Annotated in this window: 16 protein-coding genes; 6 read left to right on the forward strand and 10 right to left on the reverse strand. The window is 66.0% G+C overall.

Features of this window, described 5'->3' with window-relative positions; all coding sequences use genetic code 11:
- Positions 1 to 14: 14 nt before the first annotated feature.
- The 5 genes from ACNHKD_RS19025 to sucD form a co-directional block, all read right to left on the reverse strand.
- Entirely contained in the window at positions 15 to 1,562 is a 1,548-nt protein-coding gene (locus ACNHKD_RS19025; protein ID WP_442755043.1) for a DHA2 family efflux MFS transporter permease subunit, read from the reverse strand.
- Complete coding sequence (locus ACNHKD_RS19030; RefSeq protein WP_442755044.1) at positions 1,559 to 2,722, reverse strand: HlyD family secretion protein; 1,164 nt, start codon at positions 2,720 to 2,722, stop codon at positions 1,559 to 1,561. Before ACNHKD_RS19030 ends, ACNHKD_RS19025 begins: the two co-directional genes overlap by 4 nt.
- A 95-nt stretch (positions 2,723 to 2,817) precedes the next feature.
- On the reverse strand, positions 2,818 to 4,062 hold the full coding sequence (gene odhB / locus ACNHKD_RS19035) for a 2-oxoglutarate dehydrogenase complex dihydrolipoyllysine-residue succinyltransferase (RefSeq protein ID WP_442755045.1): 1,245 nt from the start codon (positions 4,060 to 4,062) through the stop codon (positions 2,818 to 2,820).
- A 57-nt stretch (positions 4,063 to 4,119) separates the two neighbouring features.
- Positions 4,120 to 7,104: a 2-oxoglutarate dehydrogenase E1 component gene (locus ACNHKD_RS19040; RefSeq protein ID WP_442755046.1), complete on the reverse strand. Its 2,985-nt coding sequence runs from the start codon at positions 7,102 to 7,104 to the stop codon at positions 4,120 to 4,122.
- 142 nt (positions 7,105 to 7,246) lie between these two features.
- Entirely contained in the window at positions 7,247 to 8,131 is an 885-nt protein-coding gene (sucD, locus tag ACNHKD_RS19045; protein WP_442755047.1) for a succinate--CoA ligase subunit alpha, read from the reverse strand.
- Between the two features lie 236 nt (positions 8,132 to 8,367).
- Between sucD and ACNHKD_RS19050 the strand changes: the two genes are divergently transcribed.
- Entirely contained in the window at positions 8,368 to 8,655 is a 288-nt protein-coding gene (locus ACNHKD_RS19050) for a type II toxin-antitoxin system prevent-host-death family antitoxin (protein WP_442755048.1), read from the forward strand.
- On the forward strand, positions 8,652 to 9,074 hold the full coding sequence (locus ACNHKD_RS19055) for a type II toxin-antitoxin system VapC family toxin (RefSeq protein ID WP_442755049.1): 423 nt from the start codon (positions 8,652 to 8,654) through the stop codon (positions 9,072 to 9,074). The genes ACNHKD_RS19050 and ACNHKD_RS19055 overlap by 4 nt, the downstream gene beginning before the upstream one ends.
- Positions 9,075 to 9,144: 70 nt before the next feature.
- On the opposite strand, the gene rplA is transcribed toward ACNHKD_RS19055, so the two are convergent.
- The 4 genes from rplA to secE all read right to left on the reverse strand — a co-directional run bounded on the left by rplA (position 9,145) and on the right by secE (position 11,198).
- Positions 9,145 to 9,849, reverse strand: coding sequence for a 50S ribosomal protein L1 (rplA, locus tag ACNHKD_RS19060; protein WP_442755050.1), 705 nt, complete (start codon positions 9,847 to 9,849; stop codon positions 9,145 to 9,147).
- A gap of 4 nt (positions 9,850 to 9,853) precedes the next feature.
- Positions 9,854 to 10,300 (reverse strand): 50S ribosomal protein L11, encoded by a 447-nt coding sequence (rplK, locus tag ACNHKD_RS19065; RefSeq protein WP_442755051.1) that lies wholly within the window; start codon positions 10,298 to 10,300, stop codon positions 9,854 to 9,856.
- Positions 10,301 to 10,449: 149 nt separating this feature from the next.
- On the reverse strand, positions 10,450 to 10,980 hold the full coding sequence (gene nusG, locus ACNHKD_RS19070) for a transcription termination/antitermination protein NusG (protein ID WP_442755052.1): 531 nt from the start codon (positions 10,978 to 10,980) through the stop codon (positions 10,450 to 10,452).
- Between the two features lie 26 nt (positions 10,981 to 11,006).
- On the reverse strand, positions 11,007 to 11,198 hold the full coding sequence (secE, locus tag ACNHKD_RS19075; RefSeq protein ID WP_016921228.1) for a preprotein translocase subunit SecE: 192 nt from the start codon (positions 11,196 to 11,198) through the stop codon (positions 11,007 to 11,009).
- 280 nt (positions 11,199 to 11,478) lie between these two features.
- On the opposite strand from secE, the gene ACNHKD_RS19080 reads away from it, so the two are divergent.
- The 3 genes from ACNHKD_RS19080 (at position 11,479) to ACNHKD_RS19090 (ending at position 13,139) form a co-directional block, all read left to right on the forward strand.
- Positions 11,479 to 11,817: a hypothetical protein gene (locus tag ACNHKD_RS19080; protein ID WP_442755053.1), complete on the forward strand. Its 339-nt coding sequence runs from the start codon at positions 11,479 to 11,481 to the stop codon at positions 11,815 to 11,817.
- Between the two features lie 168 nt (positions 11,818 to 11,985).
- Positions 11,986 to 12,309, forward strand: coding sequence for a cupredoxin domain-containing protein (locus ACNHKD_RS19085; protein WP_442755054.1), 324 nt, complete (start codon positions 11,986 to 11,988; stop codon positions 12,307 to 12,309).
- Positions 12,309 to 13,139, forward strand: a complete 831-nt coding sequence (locus ACNHKD_RS19090) for an FTR1 family iron permease (RefSeq protein ID WP_442755055.1) — start codon at positions 12,309 to 12,311, stop codon at positions 13,137 to 13,139. The genes ACNHKD_RS19085 and ACNHKD_RS19090 overlap by 1 nt, the downstream gene beginning before the upstream one ends.
- A 202-nt stretch (positions 13,140 to 13,341) precedes the next feature.
- Here the strand turns inward: ACNHKD_RS19090 and ACNHKD_RS19095 are convergent, their stop codons facing one another.
- Positions 13,342 to 13,767 (reverse strand): Hsp20 family protein, encoded by a 426-nt coding sequence (locus ACNHKD_RS19095; RefSeq protein WP_442755056.1) that lies wholly within the window; start codon positions 13,765 to 13,767, stop codon positions 13,342 to 13,344.
- A 168-nt stretch (positions 13,768 to 13,935) separates the two neighbouring features.
- On the opposite strand from ACNHKD_RS19095, the gene ACNHKD_RS19100 reads away from it, so the two are divergent.
- The gene (locus ACNHKD_RS19100; RefSeq protein WP_442755057.1) at positions 13,936 to 14,349 is read left to right on the forward strand and encodes a hypothetical protein; all 414 of its coding nucleotides are present in this window, start codon (positions 13,936 to 13,938) and stop codon (positions 14,347 to 14,349) included.
- Positions 14,350 to 14,413: the final 64 nt, after the last annotated feature.

A 14,413-nucleotide genomic window follows, 5' to 3' on the forward strand; every position in this document is an offset into this window, starting at 1 on the left:
ACCGCCGGCGCAATCTAATGCATGACTGCAGGAGCGGCGCCGGGCCGCGAGCGGCGGAGGATGAAGGCCAGCGGCGCAACGGCCGCGGCGACGAGCGCCAGGACGAAGAACACGTCGATATAGGCGAGAAGCGCGGTCTGCGCCGCAAGCTGGCGGGCCACCCAGCCGAACGCCTGCCGCTGCGCTTCCGCCGGCGCCGAGCCGAGGGCGATGAAGGCGTCCGCGAGGCGGCGGATCGCGGCCTGATACTGGACGTCGGAGGCGACGATATGTTCGGAGAGGCGGCTCTCATGAAACTGCTCCCGCCAGGCAAGCACGTTCTGCGCCAGCGACACGCCCATGGAGCCGCCCACATTGCGCGCGACATTGATGAGCGCCGAGGCCTGGTCGGTCTTGTCCGGGGGCGCGCCGTCATAGGAGGCGGCGGTGATGGGGATGAAGATCAGCGGCAGCCCGACGCCGATATAGATGCGCGAGCGCGCGAAAAACCAGAAATCGAGATCGCCCGACAGGCTTGTGAGGCCCCACATGGCGAGCGATACGATCGCCGCGCCGGTCGCGATGAGGTAACGCGGCTGGACAAAGGTCGAAAGACGGCCGACGACGAGCATCATGGCCATGGTGACGAGGCCGCCCGGCGAGAGCACGAGGCCCGCGAGCATGGCCGTATAGCCGAAATTGAGCTGCAGCATTTGCGGAAGCATCTGCGTTGTCGCGATAAGGATTGCGCCCGTCGCCAGCATCACGACGAAACAGGAGCCGAACTGCCGCGTCGCGATCAGCCTGATGTCGACGACGGGATGCGCGCGCGCCAGCTCCCAGGGGATCATCAGCAAAAAAGCGAGACCGCAGATCGAGGCGGTCGTAACGATGAAGGTCGAATTGAACCAGTCCTCGATCTGGCCGCGGTCGAGCGTGACTTCCAGCGTGCCGAGAAAGATCGAGACAAGCGCAAAACCGATGAGATCGAACGGCTCGCGCGGCCTGTCCGGGTGATCGCCGGGGATGAAGGCTTCGACCAGCCCGATGGAGAGCAGGCCGATGGGCCCATTGATGAGAAAGCACCAGTGCCAGGAGAAATTATCGGAAAGCCAACCGCCGAGCGTCGGGCCGACGACCGGCGCGACGACGACCGCGACGCCGAAAAGCGCGAAGCCCTGCCCGCGTTTTTCCGGCGGAAAGGCGTCGGCGAGGATGGATTGCGACACGGGCACCATGCCGCCGCCGCCCAGTCCCTGCAAAATGCGAAACAAGAGGAGCGAGCGAAGGTCCCAGGCGAAGCCGCAAAGGATCGAACTCGTCGTGAACAGCGCGAGGCAAATGAGAAAGAACCGCTTGCGGCCCAGCCTGCGCGCGAACCAGCTGCTCGCCGTGAGGATGACCGCGTTCGAGACAAGGTAGGTGGTGACGACCCAGGTGGCTTCGTCCGCGCTCACGGCCATGCCGCCGGCGATGTAGGGAAGCGCGACATTGGCGATCGTCGTATCGAGCACTTCCATGAAGGTTGCGACCGAGACGACGACCGCGATGGCCCAGGGGTTGGCGGGCGGCGCCCTGCTCACAGCGCCGCCCGCAGCCGCTCATAAAGCGACGGGCGCGGATCGACGCGCACGACCGGCACGACGGACATGCCGGGGCCGAGCGCCACATCGGTCGGCGGATGGTCGAAGATGATCTTCACCGGCACGCGCTGCACGATCTTCACATAATTGCCGGTGGCGTTTTCCGGCGGCAGCAGCGAGAAGGCCGCGCCGGAGCCGGGCTGAATGCTCGCCACGCGCCCCTCCAAAGGGCGGCCCGGATAGGCGTCGATGTCGATCCGCGCTTTCTGGCCGACGCGCATGTTCGCGAGCTGGGTCTCCTTGTAATTCGCCGTGACCCAGATGTCGTCGGGCACGAACATGGCGAGCGCGGCGCCGGCCTGGGCGTATTGCCCCACCGCCGCCGTCAGCCGCACTACGCGGCCGCTTTGCGCGGCGACGACCTGCGTGTAGTCGAGATTGAGTTCGGCCTGCCGCGTCTCCGCCTCCGCCTCGCGCAGATTTGCTTCCGCGGTCTGTCGCTGCGCGGCGATGGAGCCGACCTGCGCTTTCGCTGCGGCGACGCCCTGCTGCGCGCGGTTGCGGCTCGATTGCTGCTGTTGCAAGGTCGACGTCGCCTGCTGCTCGCGCTGCACAGTGCCGGAGCCGCGTTGCGCGAGTTCGCGGGAGCGGGCGGCTTCCTGCTGCGCGAAACGCAAGGCGGCCTCGGCCTGCGCGACCTCGGCGCGCGACTCGCCGACCTGCGCGCGCTGCGAGGCGACCTGCGCGCCGAGATTCTGCAAAGTCGAGCGCGCCGCGGCCTCCTGCGCCTGCGCGCGCTCGAACGCGATGCGATAGTCGCGCGGATCGATCACCGCGATGACATCTCCCTTGGCGACATGCTGATTGTCTGTGACGCGGACCTCGGTCACATAGCCGGAAACTTTCGGCGCGACGGCGAACTGGCGCGCGTCGACAAAGGCGTCGTCCGTCTCCTCGAAACGACGCGAATGGTCCCAATAGAGATAAGCAGCGCCCGCGAGCAGAAGCAGCAAAAGCGCGGAAAGCGCCCACAAAAAGGGATGGCGCCGCCAGAAGGGCGCGGCTTCCTCGGCCGACACGGCCTCGGGGGCGCCCGCCTCTCGGGGTGCGACCGCCTCGCGCTGCAAGGGCGCGAGGCGCTGCGTGTCTGCCGTCGCCATCGCCTGAACGATCCAGAGCCAAGATACAGGGTCCTTGCCGGACAGAGACCTGCATCTAGGGCTCGGAGCCGAAATGTCAGGCGGCGAGCCTCGCTTTACAGGCCCAGCGCCAGCCGGCCGGGATCCTCCAGCGTCTCCTTGACGCGCACGAGGAAAGTCACGGCCTCCCTTCCGTCGACGATGCGATGATCGTAGGAAAGCGCCAGATACATCATCGGGCGGATTTCGATCTTTCCGTCAACCGCGACGGGGCGCTCCTGGATCTTGTGCATGCCGAGAATGCCGGATTGCGGCGCGTTCAAAATCGGCGTCGACATCAGCGAACCGTAGACGCCGCCATTGGAGATGGTGAAAGTGCCGCCCTGCAGATCGGAAATGTCGAGCGCGCCGTCGCGCGCCTTCTTGCCGAGCGCCGCGATGCTCTTCTCGATCTCCGCGAGCGACAGGCGGTCGGCGTCGCGCACCACGGGGACCACGAGTCCCTTGTCCGTGCCGACCGCGACGCCGATGTGGCAGAAGCGCTTATAGATGACGTCCGTCCCGTCGATCTCGGCGTTGACGGCGGGAATCTCTTCGAGCGCCTGGCAGCAGGCCTTCACGAAATAGCCCATGAAGCCGAGCTTCACGCCATGCTTCTTTTCGAAGAGCTCCTTGTATTTGCTGCGCTGCGCGATCAGCATTGACATGTCGACCTCATTGAAGGTCGTGAGCATGGCCGCGACGTTCTGCGCTTCCTTCAGGCGGCGCGCGATGGTCTGACGCAGCCGCGTCATCTTCACGCGCTCCTCGCGCGCGGCGTCCTCCTGCGGGACCGGCGCGCGGGGCGCCGGCGGCGGCTCGACACGCGCTTCCGTCGCCGGCCCGGCGGCAGGGGCGGGGGCGCGCGCGGCGAAGTCGATCACGTCGGATTTGAGCGCCTGCCCGCGTTTGCCGGAGCCCGCGACCTGCGACACGTCTACGCCCTTCTCGGCGGCGATCTTGGCGGCGGCGGGCGAAGGCGGCATGGTCGCGACGGGCGCCGAAGCGGGCTGCGGCGCCGCCGCGGCCGATGCGGGCGCAGGTTGAGCGGCGGGTTTGGCGGCGGGCGCCGGAGCCGGCGCGGCGGCGCCGGGCGTGATCTGGCCGAGCAGCGCGCCGGGCGTCACCGTCTCGCCTTCCTTGGCGACGATCTCGGCGAGCACGCCGGCGGCGGGCGCGTTCACTTCGAGGGTCACCTTGTCGGTCTCGAGTTCGGCCAGGGCCTCGTCGGCGCGCACCGCGTCGCCCGCCTTCTTGAACCAACGGCCGATCGTCGCCTCGGTGACGGATTCGCCGAGAGCGGGAACGCGAATTTCAGTCATGCTTCATCGTCCTTGGCGGCGTCTGCTCCCTCTCCCCGCAAGCGGGCAGGGGGAAAACTAGGCCCCGAAAGCGTCGTCCAGAAACGCCTTCAATTGCGCGAGATGCTTCGACATCGTGCCCGCCGCGGTGGAGGCGGAGGCCGGACGCCCGACATAGCGCGCGCGCTTCATCCTGCCGTTCACCTGTCCGAGCACCCATTCGAGATAGGGCTCGACGAAGAACCAGGCGCCCATATTCTTGGGCTCCTCCTGGCACCAGGCCACGTCGGCGTTCTTGAAGCGCGACAGGGCGGTGACGAGGCTCTTCAGCGGGAAGGGATAGAGCTGCTCGACGCGCAGCAGATAGACGTCGTCGATCCCGCGCTTCTCGCGATCTTCGAGGAGGTCGTAATAAATCTTGCCGCTGCACAGCACGACGCGGCGGATCTGCTCGTCCGGCTTCAAAATCGCGGTCTCGTGCGTCTCGCCGTCATCCAGCAGGATGCGCTGGAAGCTCGACGCCATGCCCATCTCGCCGAGCCGCGAGACGCAGCGCTTGTGGCGCAGCAGCGACTTCGGCGCCATGAGGATGAGCGGCTTGCGCATGTTGCGGTGAAGCTGGCGGCGCAGAATGTGGTAGTAATTCGCCGGCGTCGAGCAATTCGCGACCTGCATATTGTCTTCGGCGCAGAGTTGCAGATAGCGCTCGAGGCGCGCGGAGGAGTGCTCCGGCCCCTGCCCTTCATAGCCATGCGGCAGCAGGCAGACGAGGCCGGACATGCGCAGCCATTTGCGCTCGCCCGCCGACAGGAACTGGTCGAAGATCACCTGCGCGCCATTGGCGAAATCGCCGAACTGCGCCTCCCAGAGCACGAGCGCGTTGGGCTCGGCGAGCGAATAACCATATTCGAAGCCGAGCACCGCCTCTTCCGAGAGCATCGAATTGATGACCTCGAACCGGCCCTGATCGGGCGAGAGGTGATCGAGCGGAATGTAGCGGGCCTCGGTCTCCTGGTCAATCAGCACGCTGTGGCGCTGCGAGAAGGTGCCGCGCTCGCTGTCCTGGCCCGAGAGGCGCACATTGTAGCCCTCCTCGAGCAGCGTGCCGAAGGCGAGCGTCTCCGCGGTCGCCCAGTCGATCGCCGTCCCCCCTTCGATCGCGCTGCGGCGGTTGTCGAGAAAGCGCTGAATCGTGCGATGCAGCTTGAAGTCCGGCGGAACCGTGGTGAGCTTGGCGCCGAGCTCGCGCAAGGATTCAAGCGGCGCTCCCGTCTTGCCTTTTCGCTCGTCCTCCGTCGCCTGATAGCCGGGCTTCAGACCCGCCCAGCGGCCGTCAAGCCAGTCGGCCTTGTTCGGCTTGTAGGACAAGCTCGCTTCGAACTCCGCTTCGAGCCGCGCGCGCCATTCCTCCTTCATCTTGTCGGCGTCGGCCTTGGAGAGCTGGCCCTCCGCCGCGAGCTTCTCGCCGTAAAGATCGAGCGTCGTGCGATGCGCGCGGATCTTCTTGTACATCAGCGGCTGGGTGAAGCCCGGCTCGTCGCCTTCATTGTGGCCGAACCGGCGGTAGCACCACATGTCGATGACGACGGGCTTCTGGAACTGCTGTCGGAACTCCGTCGCGACGCGGGCCGCGAACACCACCGCCTCGGGATCGTCGCCGTTCACATGGAAGATCGGCGCCTCGACCATCTTCGCGACATCCGACGGATAGGGCGAGGAGCGCGAGAAGCGCGGATAGGTGGTGAAGCCGATCTGGTTGTTGATGATGAAATGCACCGAGCCGCCGGTGCGATGGCCCTTGAGGCCGGAGAGCCCGAAGCACTCGGCCACGACGCCCTGGCCCGCAAAGGCCGCGTCGCCGTGGATGAGCAGCGGCAGCACCACGCGGCGGTCGCCGCCATGCTGATCCTGCTTGGCGCGCACCTTTCCGAGCACCACCGGATCGACGATTTCGAGATGCGAGGGATTGGCTGTGAGCGAGAGATGCACCTTGTTGCCGTCGAACTCGCGGTCCGACGAGGCGCCGAGGTGATATTTGACGTCGCCGGAGCCTTCCACCTCGTCGGGGAGGAAGGAGCCGCCCTTGAATTCGTGGAAAAGCGCCCTGTGCGGCTTGCCCATGACCTGGCAGAGAACGTTGAGGCGGCCGCGATGGGCCATGCCGAGGACGATCTCCTTCACGCCGAGAGCGCCGCCGCGCTTGATGATCTGCTCCAGCGCCGGAACCATCGCCTCGGCGCCGTCGAGGCCGAACCGCTTCGTGCCCGTATATTTGACGTCGAGGAATTTCTCGAATCCTTCCGCCTCGACGAGCTTGTTGTAGATGGCGCGCTTGCCCTGATCGGTGAAGAAAATCTCCTTCTTCGGGCCTTCGATGCGCGCCTGCAGCCAGGCCTTCTCATCCGGATTGGAGATATGCATGAATTCGAAGCCGATCGGGCCGCAATAGGTGCGGCGCAGGATCGTGACCATCTCGAAGACGCTGGCGTATTGCAGGCCGAGCACGCCGTCGATGAAGATCTTGCGGTCGTAATCCTCGTCGGTGAAGCCATAGGTCTCGGGGTGCAGCTCGCCATGGTCGTGGCGCTGCTCGAGACCGAGCGGATCGAGATTGGCGTGAAGATGGCCGCGCATGCGATAGGCGCGGATCATCATGAGCGCGCGCACCGAATCGCGGGTCGCGCGCCGCACCACGTCGGCGGTGACCGCCGTCGGCGGAGGAACGGGGACGCCCTTGGGCGCCGCCCTGGGCGCCGGGGCCGGATAATCGCCCGCGAGCGCGCTCACCCATTCGCCATTCGCGGTCGGCGGCCAATCGGGGCGCGCCCAGGAGGGGCCGGAGACCGGCGCGGCGCCGGGAACGGCGCCCATTTCGGAGAAAAACCTGGCCCATTCCGGGCTGACCGAGGACGGATCGGCCTCATAGGCGTCCAGGAGGCTCTCAATATAAGCGGCGTTTGCGCCCTGGAGAAATGAAGTGGTTGCGAAGCCGTGATTTTGCGCAGAACGCGGGCCGCCGGGAGCCGCCGGTCCGGCCACGCCATCAGTTTCAAGACGCGCCATAATTCTCGCTTCTCTTGAAGCCGAGGGCGGCGCATCAGCGGGTTCGCCGCCCGCCGCCGAAGGCTTGTTTGGGGGCGCCGCCAAAAGCGGCGACGCCCTTAATCTAAGTTCTCCGAGGCGGCAAAGAAGGGCGCAGCAGCGCCTAACCTTTAAGCACCTCGACCAACGTCTTGCCCAGACGGGCGGGAGACGGCGACACGCGAATGCCGGCCGACTCCATCGCCGCGATCTTGCTCTCGGCGTCGCCCTTGCCGCCCGAAATAATGGCGCCGGCATGGCCCATTCGGCGGCCGGGAGGCGCCGTGCGGCCGGCGATGAAGCCCACCACGGGCTTCATGCGACCGCGTCTGGCCTCGTCTTTCAAGAATTGGGCCGCTTCTTCTTCCGCCGAGCCGCCGATCTCGCCGATCATGATGATCGACTTGGTCGCCTCGTCGGCGAGGAACAGCTCCAGCACCTCGATGAAGTCGGTGCCCTTGACGGGATCGCCGCCGATGCCGACGGCCGAGGTCTGGCCGAGGCCCTCGCGGGTGGTCTGGAAAACGGCCTCATAGGTGAGCGTGCCGGAGCGCGACACGACGCCGACCGAACCGCGCGAGAAGATGTTGCCCGGCATGATGCCGATCTTGCTCTCGCCGGCGGTGACGACGCCGGGGCAGTTGGGGCCAATGAGGCGGGATTTGGAGCCCGAGAGCGAGCGCTTGACGCGGATCATGTCCTGCACCGGCACGCCCTCGGTGATGCAGACGATCAGCGGGATCTCGGCGTCGATCGCCTCGCAGATGGCGTCGGCCGCGCCCGGCGGCGGGACGTAGACGACCGAGGCCTCGGCGCCTGTCTTCTCCCGGGCCTCGGCCACCGTGTCGAAGACGGGGAGATCCAGATGCGTGGAGCCGCCTTTGCCCGGGGAGACGCCGCCGACCATCTTGGTTCCATAGGCGATCGCCTGCTCCGAATGGAAAGTGGCGGTCTTGCCGGTGAAACCCTGGGTGATGACTTTGGTGTTCCTGTCGATCAGCACGGACATGCAGCGATTCCTAAAGAGAACGGGCGGCGCGAGGAAAGCGCGAGCGTCCCGCTCGCCCCCAGGGGAGAGCTGGCCTCGCGCCGCCAAACTATTGGGAAGATCGCCCGCTTACAAGGCGGAAAGCGCCCGGAAGATGCGCATGCGGCAAGGGGACGCGATTCGACTGGCGGCAGCCGCGACCGCCTGTCATATATTCTGAACTGGACTTGGCCGCACCCGAGGCTACTCTCGTCGTAATGACCAGAAATACAAAGACGCGCCACGCGCCACCGGGAAGTTGGGCGTTACAAGACGCGAAGGCCCGCTTCAGCGAGCTCGTTCGGCGCGCAACGCGCGAAGGCCCCCAGCACATCACCGTTCACGGCCGCGAAGAGGTCGTCGTGGTGTCCGCCGAGGAATTCAGGCGACTCAGCGGAGCGAAGACGGGCGGGACTCTGATCGAGGCCATGCAGGCTTCCCCCTGCCGAGACGTCGAGCTCGCGCCGGATCGCGGTCCGATGCCGGTGCGCCGCGTCGATCTATGACCGGATGGCTTCTGGATACGAATGTTCTTTCTGAGCTGCGCCGCGCGAGGCCGGAACCGAAAGTTCTCTCCTTCGTCGCCGAGCAGGCGCTGGAATTGCTTTATGTCAGCGAGGTCAGCTTCGCGGAAATCCGTTTCGGAATCGAATGCATTCAGGACGCCGCGCGTAGAGCCGAACTGAATGACTGGTTGGGCCATAGCGTTCGCCCGTTGTTTGCGGGAAGGTCGCTCGCCGTCAGCGAGGACGTCATGTTCAAGTGGCGGCTGCTCGTGGAGGATGGCCGAAAGGCGCGACACACATTTTCTCAGCCCGATCTCAAAATCGCAGCCACGGCGCTGCAATATGGGCTTACGCTGGTCACGCGAAATACGCGCGACTTCGAGCGGGCGCGGATTCCCACTCACGACCCTTGGGCGTGACATTCGCCACTGACGCAAAAAGCCGGCGGGGTCGCCCCGCCGGCTCATAAACCTCAGGCAGCGTCCCGCCTTACGCCGTGGTCGCGCCGAGGCTCGACACCTCGACCTTCACGCCCGGACCCTGGGTCGAGCTGATGGCCACGCGCTGGATATAGGTGCCCTTGGCGCCGGCAGGCTTGGCCTTGGCGACGGCGTCGACGAAGGCCTTGATGTTCTCGACGAGCTTGCCGTCGTCGAAGGAGGCTTTACCGACCGTGCCCTGCACGATGCCGGCCTTCTCGACGCGGAACTCGACGGCCCCGCCCTTGGACGCCTTGACCGCCGCGGCGACGTCCATGGTCACCGTGCCGACCTTCGGGTTCGGCATCATGCCGCGCGGGCCCAGCACCTTGCCGAGACGGCCGACGAGCGGCATCATGTCCGGGGTGGCGATGCAGCGATCGAATTCGATCGTGCCGCCAAGCACCGTGTTGACAAGGTCGTCCGCGCCGACGACGTCCGCGCCGGCGGCCTTCGCCTCGTCCGCCTTGGCGCCGCGCGCGAAGACGCCGACGCGCAGCGTGCGGCCCGTGCCGTTCGGCAGATTGACCACGCCGCGGACCATCTGGTCGGCATGCTTGGGGTCGACGCCGAGATTCATGGCGATTTCGACCGACTCGTCGAACTTGGCCGTCGCGCGCGAACGCACGAGCTTCACAGCCTCGTCGATCCCGTAGAGCTTGGTGCGCTCGACGCCCTCGCGGGCCTTCTTGATACGTTTTCCGACATGCGCCATGGTCTTACTCCACCACCTGGAGGCCCATCGCGCGGGCCGAGCCTTCGATCATCGACATTGCGGACTCGATCGAGGCGCAGTTGAGATCGACGAGCTTCTTCTCGGCGATCTCGCGAATCTGCGCCTTGGTCACCTTGCCGACGACGTTGCGGCCAGGGGTCTTCGAGCCCGACGCCGGCTTCTTGCCGATCTTGAGGCCAACGGCCTTCTTCAGGAAGAAGGAGACCGGCGGCTGCTTCATCTCGAAGGTGAAGGAGCGGTCCTGATAGGCGGTGATGATGACGGGGATCGGCGTCCCCTTCTCCATCTGCGCCGTCTTGGCGTTGAACGCCTTGCAGAACTCCATGATGTTGAGGCCGCGCTGGCCGAGCGCGGGACCAATCGGCGGCGATGGGTTCGCCGCGCCGGCCGGCACCTGCAGCTTTATGTAGCCGGCAATTTTCTTCGCCATTTGCTTTCTCCAACGAATGACGCTCGGCGGACCTTAAAGGTCGACCGGCGCCGGTTGCAGTTCGTGGTCCGCTCCGTTCTCCCCGATGGCGCCGGGGCGAAGCCGCCACGTTTTCTCCCTCTCCCCGCAAGCGGCGAGAGGGAATAACGTCAAACCTTCTCTACCTGCCCGAACTCCAGCTCCACCGGCGTCGGACGACCGAAGATCGACACCGCGACCTTGAGGCGCGAGCGGGCTTCGTCCACTTCCTCCACCAGGCCGTTGAAGGAGGCGAAGGGACCGTCGGCGACGCGCACCGTCTCGCCGACCTCGAAGCTGATCGTGGGCTTGGGGCGCTCGACGCCCTCGGCGACCTGGCCCTTGATGCGCATCGCCTCCTCTTCGGAGATCGGCATCGGCTTGTTGTCGGCGCCGAGAAAGCCCGTAACCTTCGGCGTATTCTTGATGAGCGAGAAGACCGGGTCGGTCAGGTTGCACTTCACCAGCACGTAACCGGGAAAGAATTTGCGCTCGGTCGAGACCTTGCGTCCGCGGCGCACTTCGACGACCTGCTCGGTTGGAACGAGGATCTCCTCGAAAGCGTCGGCGAGACCCCGCTGCGCGGCGCCCTCGCGGATCGATTCCGCGACCTTCTTTTCGAAGTTCGAATAAGCGTGGACGATATACCAGCGCATAGCCATGGGGCGCGCTCAGCTCCTGAAATGGATTACTGGCCGACTCGCAGCAGCAGGCCGACGCCGAAGCGCAGGGCCGAATCGACGAGAACGAAGAAAAGGCTCGCGAAGAGCACCATGAGGATAACGAGGCCGGTCGTGATCATGGTCTCGCGGCGGGTCGGCCAGGTGACCTTGCCCGCCTCGGCGCGGACTTCCTGCAGGAACGTAAACGGGTTGACCATCTCGCTTGCCCGATCTTCCTCTTGGCGGCTTTGGCGACGCAACAGGGACGCCCGGCCGCAAAACAGTCGCGGCGCGGACCTTCCGGTCACGCGCCACGTTGGCTCGCCTTATAGCGGGTTAAGGACGCAACGCCAAGGGGAATCTCAAAGGGCGATCTCGATGAGAATCTCTGGCGCGGAATCTCGCGGGAGCCGCGCCCGGCCATTGCCCCGTCGCCGGCTCACCGATTAAGACTATCGCGCATTCCCGCGGATTCGCCCAGCCGATTTGGAGGAAAACATGCGGTTCGCTCCCTTCCTTGCCGCCGGCCTCGCCGCCTCGGTCGCGGCCTGCAACGCCAGCCGCCAGCCTCCGCCCGCGATCGACGCCGTCGGCGCGCCCCGCCCCGCCCCGTCGAGTCTCCCGCTGCCCGAGGGCGCCGGCTGCTCCGGCTCGGTCAATCGCTACAGGGCGGTGATCGAGAACGACCTCTCCATGGGGCACGTCAATCAGGGCGTCTACAACCAGATCCAGGGCGAGATTTCCGAGGCCGCCTCCGCCTGCGCCGCAGGCCAGGACGCCAAGGCGACTTCGCTCGTGCGCGCCTCCAAGGCCCGACACGGCTACCCCGGCGGCTGAGGGCGGGAAAGCGACACGAAAGCGACAGGCGGCGCGAAAGCGACAGGAAGGTACGAAAAACGCCGCCGCAACAGTCTGGAAATTATCCAGATTGCGCCCCTTTGACGGCCGCGCTGCTGGTCCCTACGTTGCTTGTCGAAAGCATTCGGCAAGGAATGAGACGAGCAGATGAACAGGTTTACGGCGACGGTTTTGATTTTCGTCACGGGATTCGCGGGCGCGGCTTCGGCCGAGAGCTACATGCTCACGATCAAGGATCATAGATTCGATCCCGCCGAACTCAGCATCCCCGCCGATAAGGCGGTGACGCTCGTCGTCAAAAACCTGGATGCGACGCCCGAGGAATTCGAGTCGAAGCCGTTCCGCATCGAGAAGGTCGTCCCCGCCAATAGCGAGGCGAGCTTCCAGTTGCGAGCGATGAAGCCCGGCCGCTACAAGTTTTTCGGCGAGTTCCACGAGGACACCGCCAAGGGCGAGGTGGTCGTCGAATAATGCTGGGCGCGCTGATCATCGTCTTTCGCGAGGCCATTGAAGCCGGCCTCATCATCGGCATCGTCGCGGCGGTGACGCGCGGCGTCGCCGGCTCGCGGGGCTTCATCGCGGGCGGCGCGGCTGCGGGCGCGCTCGGCGCGCTGATCGTCGCGGCTTTCGCCGAGCAGCTTTCCAAGGCCTTCGCGGGCAGCGGACAGGAGTTCTTCAACGCCGGCGTGCTGATTCTCGCCGTCGTGATGCTGGCCTGGCACAACATCTGGATGGCGAAGCACGGGCGCGAAATGGCGCAGGAGCTTTCCGCCGTCGGCAAGGCGGTGGCGAGCGGCGACCGCACGCTCTTCGCGCTCGCGACCGTTGTCGGTCTCGCCGTGCTGCGCGAGGGCTCGGAAGTCGCGCTGTTTCTCTATGGCGTGCTGGCTTCGGGCGAATCCGGCGCAAGCGTGCTCATCGGCGGCGTCGCCGGCCTTGCGCTCGGCGCGCTGACCAGCGCCGCGACCTTTTTCGGCCTCGTGTCGATCCCGCCGAAGAAGCTCTTCGCGACGACGACGGCGCTCATCACCCTGCTCGCGGCGGGTCTCGCGGCGCAGGCCGTCGCCTTTCTGCAGCAGGCGGGCGCGATCACGACGCTCACCGACACGCTGTGGGACACGTCCTGGCTTCTCTCCGACAAGAGCATCCCCGGCCGCGTGCTGCATACGCTCATCGGCTATGCCGACCAGCCTTCTCAAATGCAGGTCGTGGTCTATGCGCTGACCATCGCCGCGATCATTGCGGCGACGAAGCTCGTCACGATGAGCCCGCCGCCTCCAATGCGGGCGCCGGCGGAGTAAAGGCTCCAGATATGCGCCCCTAGCCGCATGCCGTCCATTGCCGTCCAGAGGGCGGTGAGCGCGGCCCCCGTTTTCACGGGGAGAGGGAATAAACCCCGCCTCCCTCTTCCCGCTGCGGGGAGAAGGTTGGGGCGAGGAGCGGGCGACATTTGGCGAGGCGAGAAATCTCGCTCCAGATTTCTGCGGGCGAAAATCGTCGCGCTCAATCCCGCGCCGTAATATCGATCTTCTTGATCACCCGCGCGGGCTCCGGCCGCACAAGATCGACCGACAGCAGCCCGTTCACCAGATCGGCGCCGAGCACCTGCATGCCCTCGGCGAGCAGGAAGGCGCGCTGGAACTGACGCGCGGCGATGCCGCGATGCAGGAAATGGCGCTCGCGGTCGTCCACCTGGCGGCCTCGGATGACGAGCTGGTTTTCTTCGAGCGATACATCCAATTGGTCGCGCGTAAAACCCGCGACGGCGAGCGTGATGCGCAGGCGCTCGGGCTCGGTCTCGCTGCGCGGAATGCGCTCGATATTGTAAGGGGGATAGCCGTCCGTGCCGCTGCGCGCGACCCGGTCCAGCGCCCGTTCGATTTCGTCGAAACCGAGGAGAAACGGCGAATTGAGCGGGGGACGCGACATGTGATGAAGCCCTTTTGGCGCCTCGAACCTTGCGGGACCCGCGAACGGCGTCCCGCGAAAGTTTATGGCCGAGCGCGCCGACGCAATCAAGCGGGAACGCGCGCGCCATTGACGCAAGCCCTGCCGGCCCCCATTTGCGGTCAATCCTTTCCGCGCGGGACCATAATCATGCGCGTTCTCACCCTGCGTCTCGCCTTTTGCGCCGTCGCGCTCGCGCCCTTCGGCGCGCGGGCGGAGGAAACGCCCTCGATCGTCGCGCCCGAAGGCGACCGCTTCACGTTACAGCCCGCCGAAGGCGGCTTTCTGCGCATGAACAAGGAGACCGGCGCGGTCTCGTTCTGCACGGTGAAGGACGACATCGCGTCCTGCCGCCTCGGCGCCGATGAGCGCGCGGCGTTAGAGGCCGAGATCGAGCGCCTGCGCGCCGAGAACGCCCGGCTTAAACTGGCGAGCCCCGCCCCGCCGCCCTCGACGCTGCCCAGCGAGCGGGAGTTCGAGCGGGCCATGAGCTTTACCGAGCGCTTCCTGCGCCGCATAATGCGCCTCTTCAAGGAAGAAGCGCCCTCCGGAGGCAGCCTGTGACGAAAGCGACGGCGCGCCCATGATCGATCAGGGACCTTTCGCCAACTGGCCGAATCTCGATAAA

Source organism: Methylocystis sp. JAN1, assembly GCF_052186135.1.
Taxonomy (GTDB): domain Bacteria; phylum Pseudomonadota; class Alphaproteobacteria; order Rhizobiales; family Beijerinckiaceae; genus Methylocystis.

Bases quoted from the DNA above. Each gene is read 5' to 3' on its own strand.
- ACNHKD_RS19030 (WP_442755044.1), bottom strand. From the start codon at position 2,722: ATGGCGACGGCAGACACGCAGCGCCTCGCGCCCTTGCAGCGCGAGGCG.
- odhB (WP_442755045.1), bottom strand. From the start codon at position 4,062: ATGACTGAAATTCGCGTTCCCGCTCTCGGCGAATCCGTCACCGAGGCG.
- ACNHKD_RS19040 (WP_442755046.1), bottom strand. From the start codon at position 7,104: ATGGCGCGTCTTGAAACTGATGGCGTGGCCGGACCGGCGGCTCCCGGC.
- sucD (WP_442755047.1), bottom strand. From the start codon at position 8,131: ATGTCCGTGCTGATCGACAGGAACACCAAAGTCATCACCCAGGGTTTC.
- ACNHKD_RS19050 (WP_442755048.1), top strand. From the start codon at position 8,368: ATGACCAGAAATACAAAGACGCGCCACGCGCCACCGGGAAGTTGGGCG.
- ACNHKD_RS19055 (WP_442755049.1), top strand. From the start codon at position 8,652: ATGACCGGATGGCTTCTGGATACGAATGTTCTTTCTGAGCTGCGCCGC.
- rplA (WP_442755050.1), bottom strand. From the start codon at position 9,849: ATGGCGCATGTCGGAAAACGTATCAAGAAGGCCCGCGAGGGCGTCGAG.
- rplK (WP_442755051.1), bottom strand. From the start codon at position 10,300: ATGGCGAAGAAAATTGCCGGCTACATAAAGCTGCAGGTGCCGGCCGGC.
- nusG (WP_442755052.1), bottom strand. From the start codon at position 10,980: ATGGCTATGCGCTGGTATATCGTCCACGCTTATTCGAACTTCGAAAAG.
- secE (WP_016921228.1), bottom strand. From the start codon at position 11,198: ATGGTCAACCCGTTTACGTTCCTGCAGGAAGTCCGCGCCGAGGCGGGC.
- ACNHKD_RS19080 (WP_442755053.1), top strand. From the start codon at position 11,479: ATGCGGTTCGCTCCCTTCCTTGCCGCCGGCCTCGCCGCCTCGGTCGCG.
- ACNHKD_RS19085 (WP_442755054.1), top strand. From the start codon at position 11,986: ATGAACAGGTTTACGGCGACGGTTTTGATTTTCGTCACGGGATTCGCG.
- ACNHKD_RS19090 (WP_442755055.1), top strand. From the start codon at position 12,309: ATGCTGGGCGCGCTGATCATCGTCTTTCGCGAGGCCATTGAAGCCGGC.
- ACNHKD_RS19095 (WP_442755056.1), bottom strand. From the start codon at position 13,767: ATGTCGCGTCCCCCGCTCAATTCGCCGTTTCTCCTCGGTTTCGACGAA.
- ACNHKD_RS19100 (WP_442755057.1), top strand. From the start codon at position 13,936: ATGCGCGTTCTCACCCTGCGTCTCGCCTTTTGCGCCGTCGCGCTCGCG.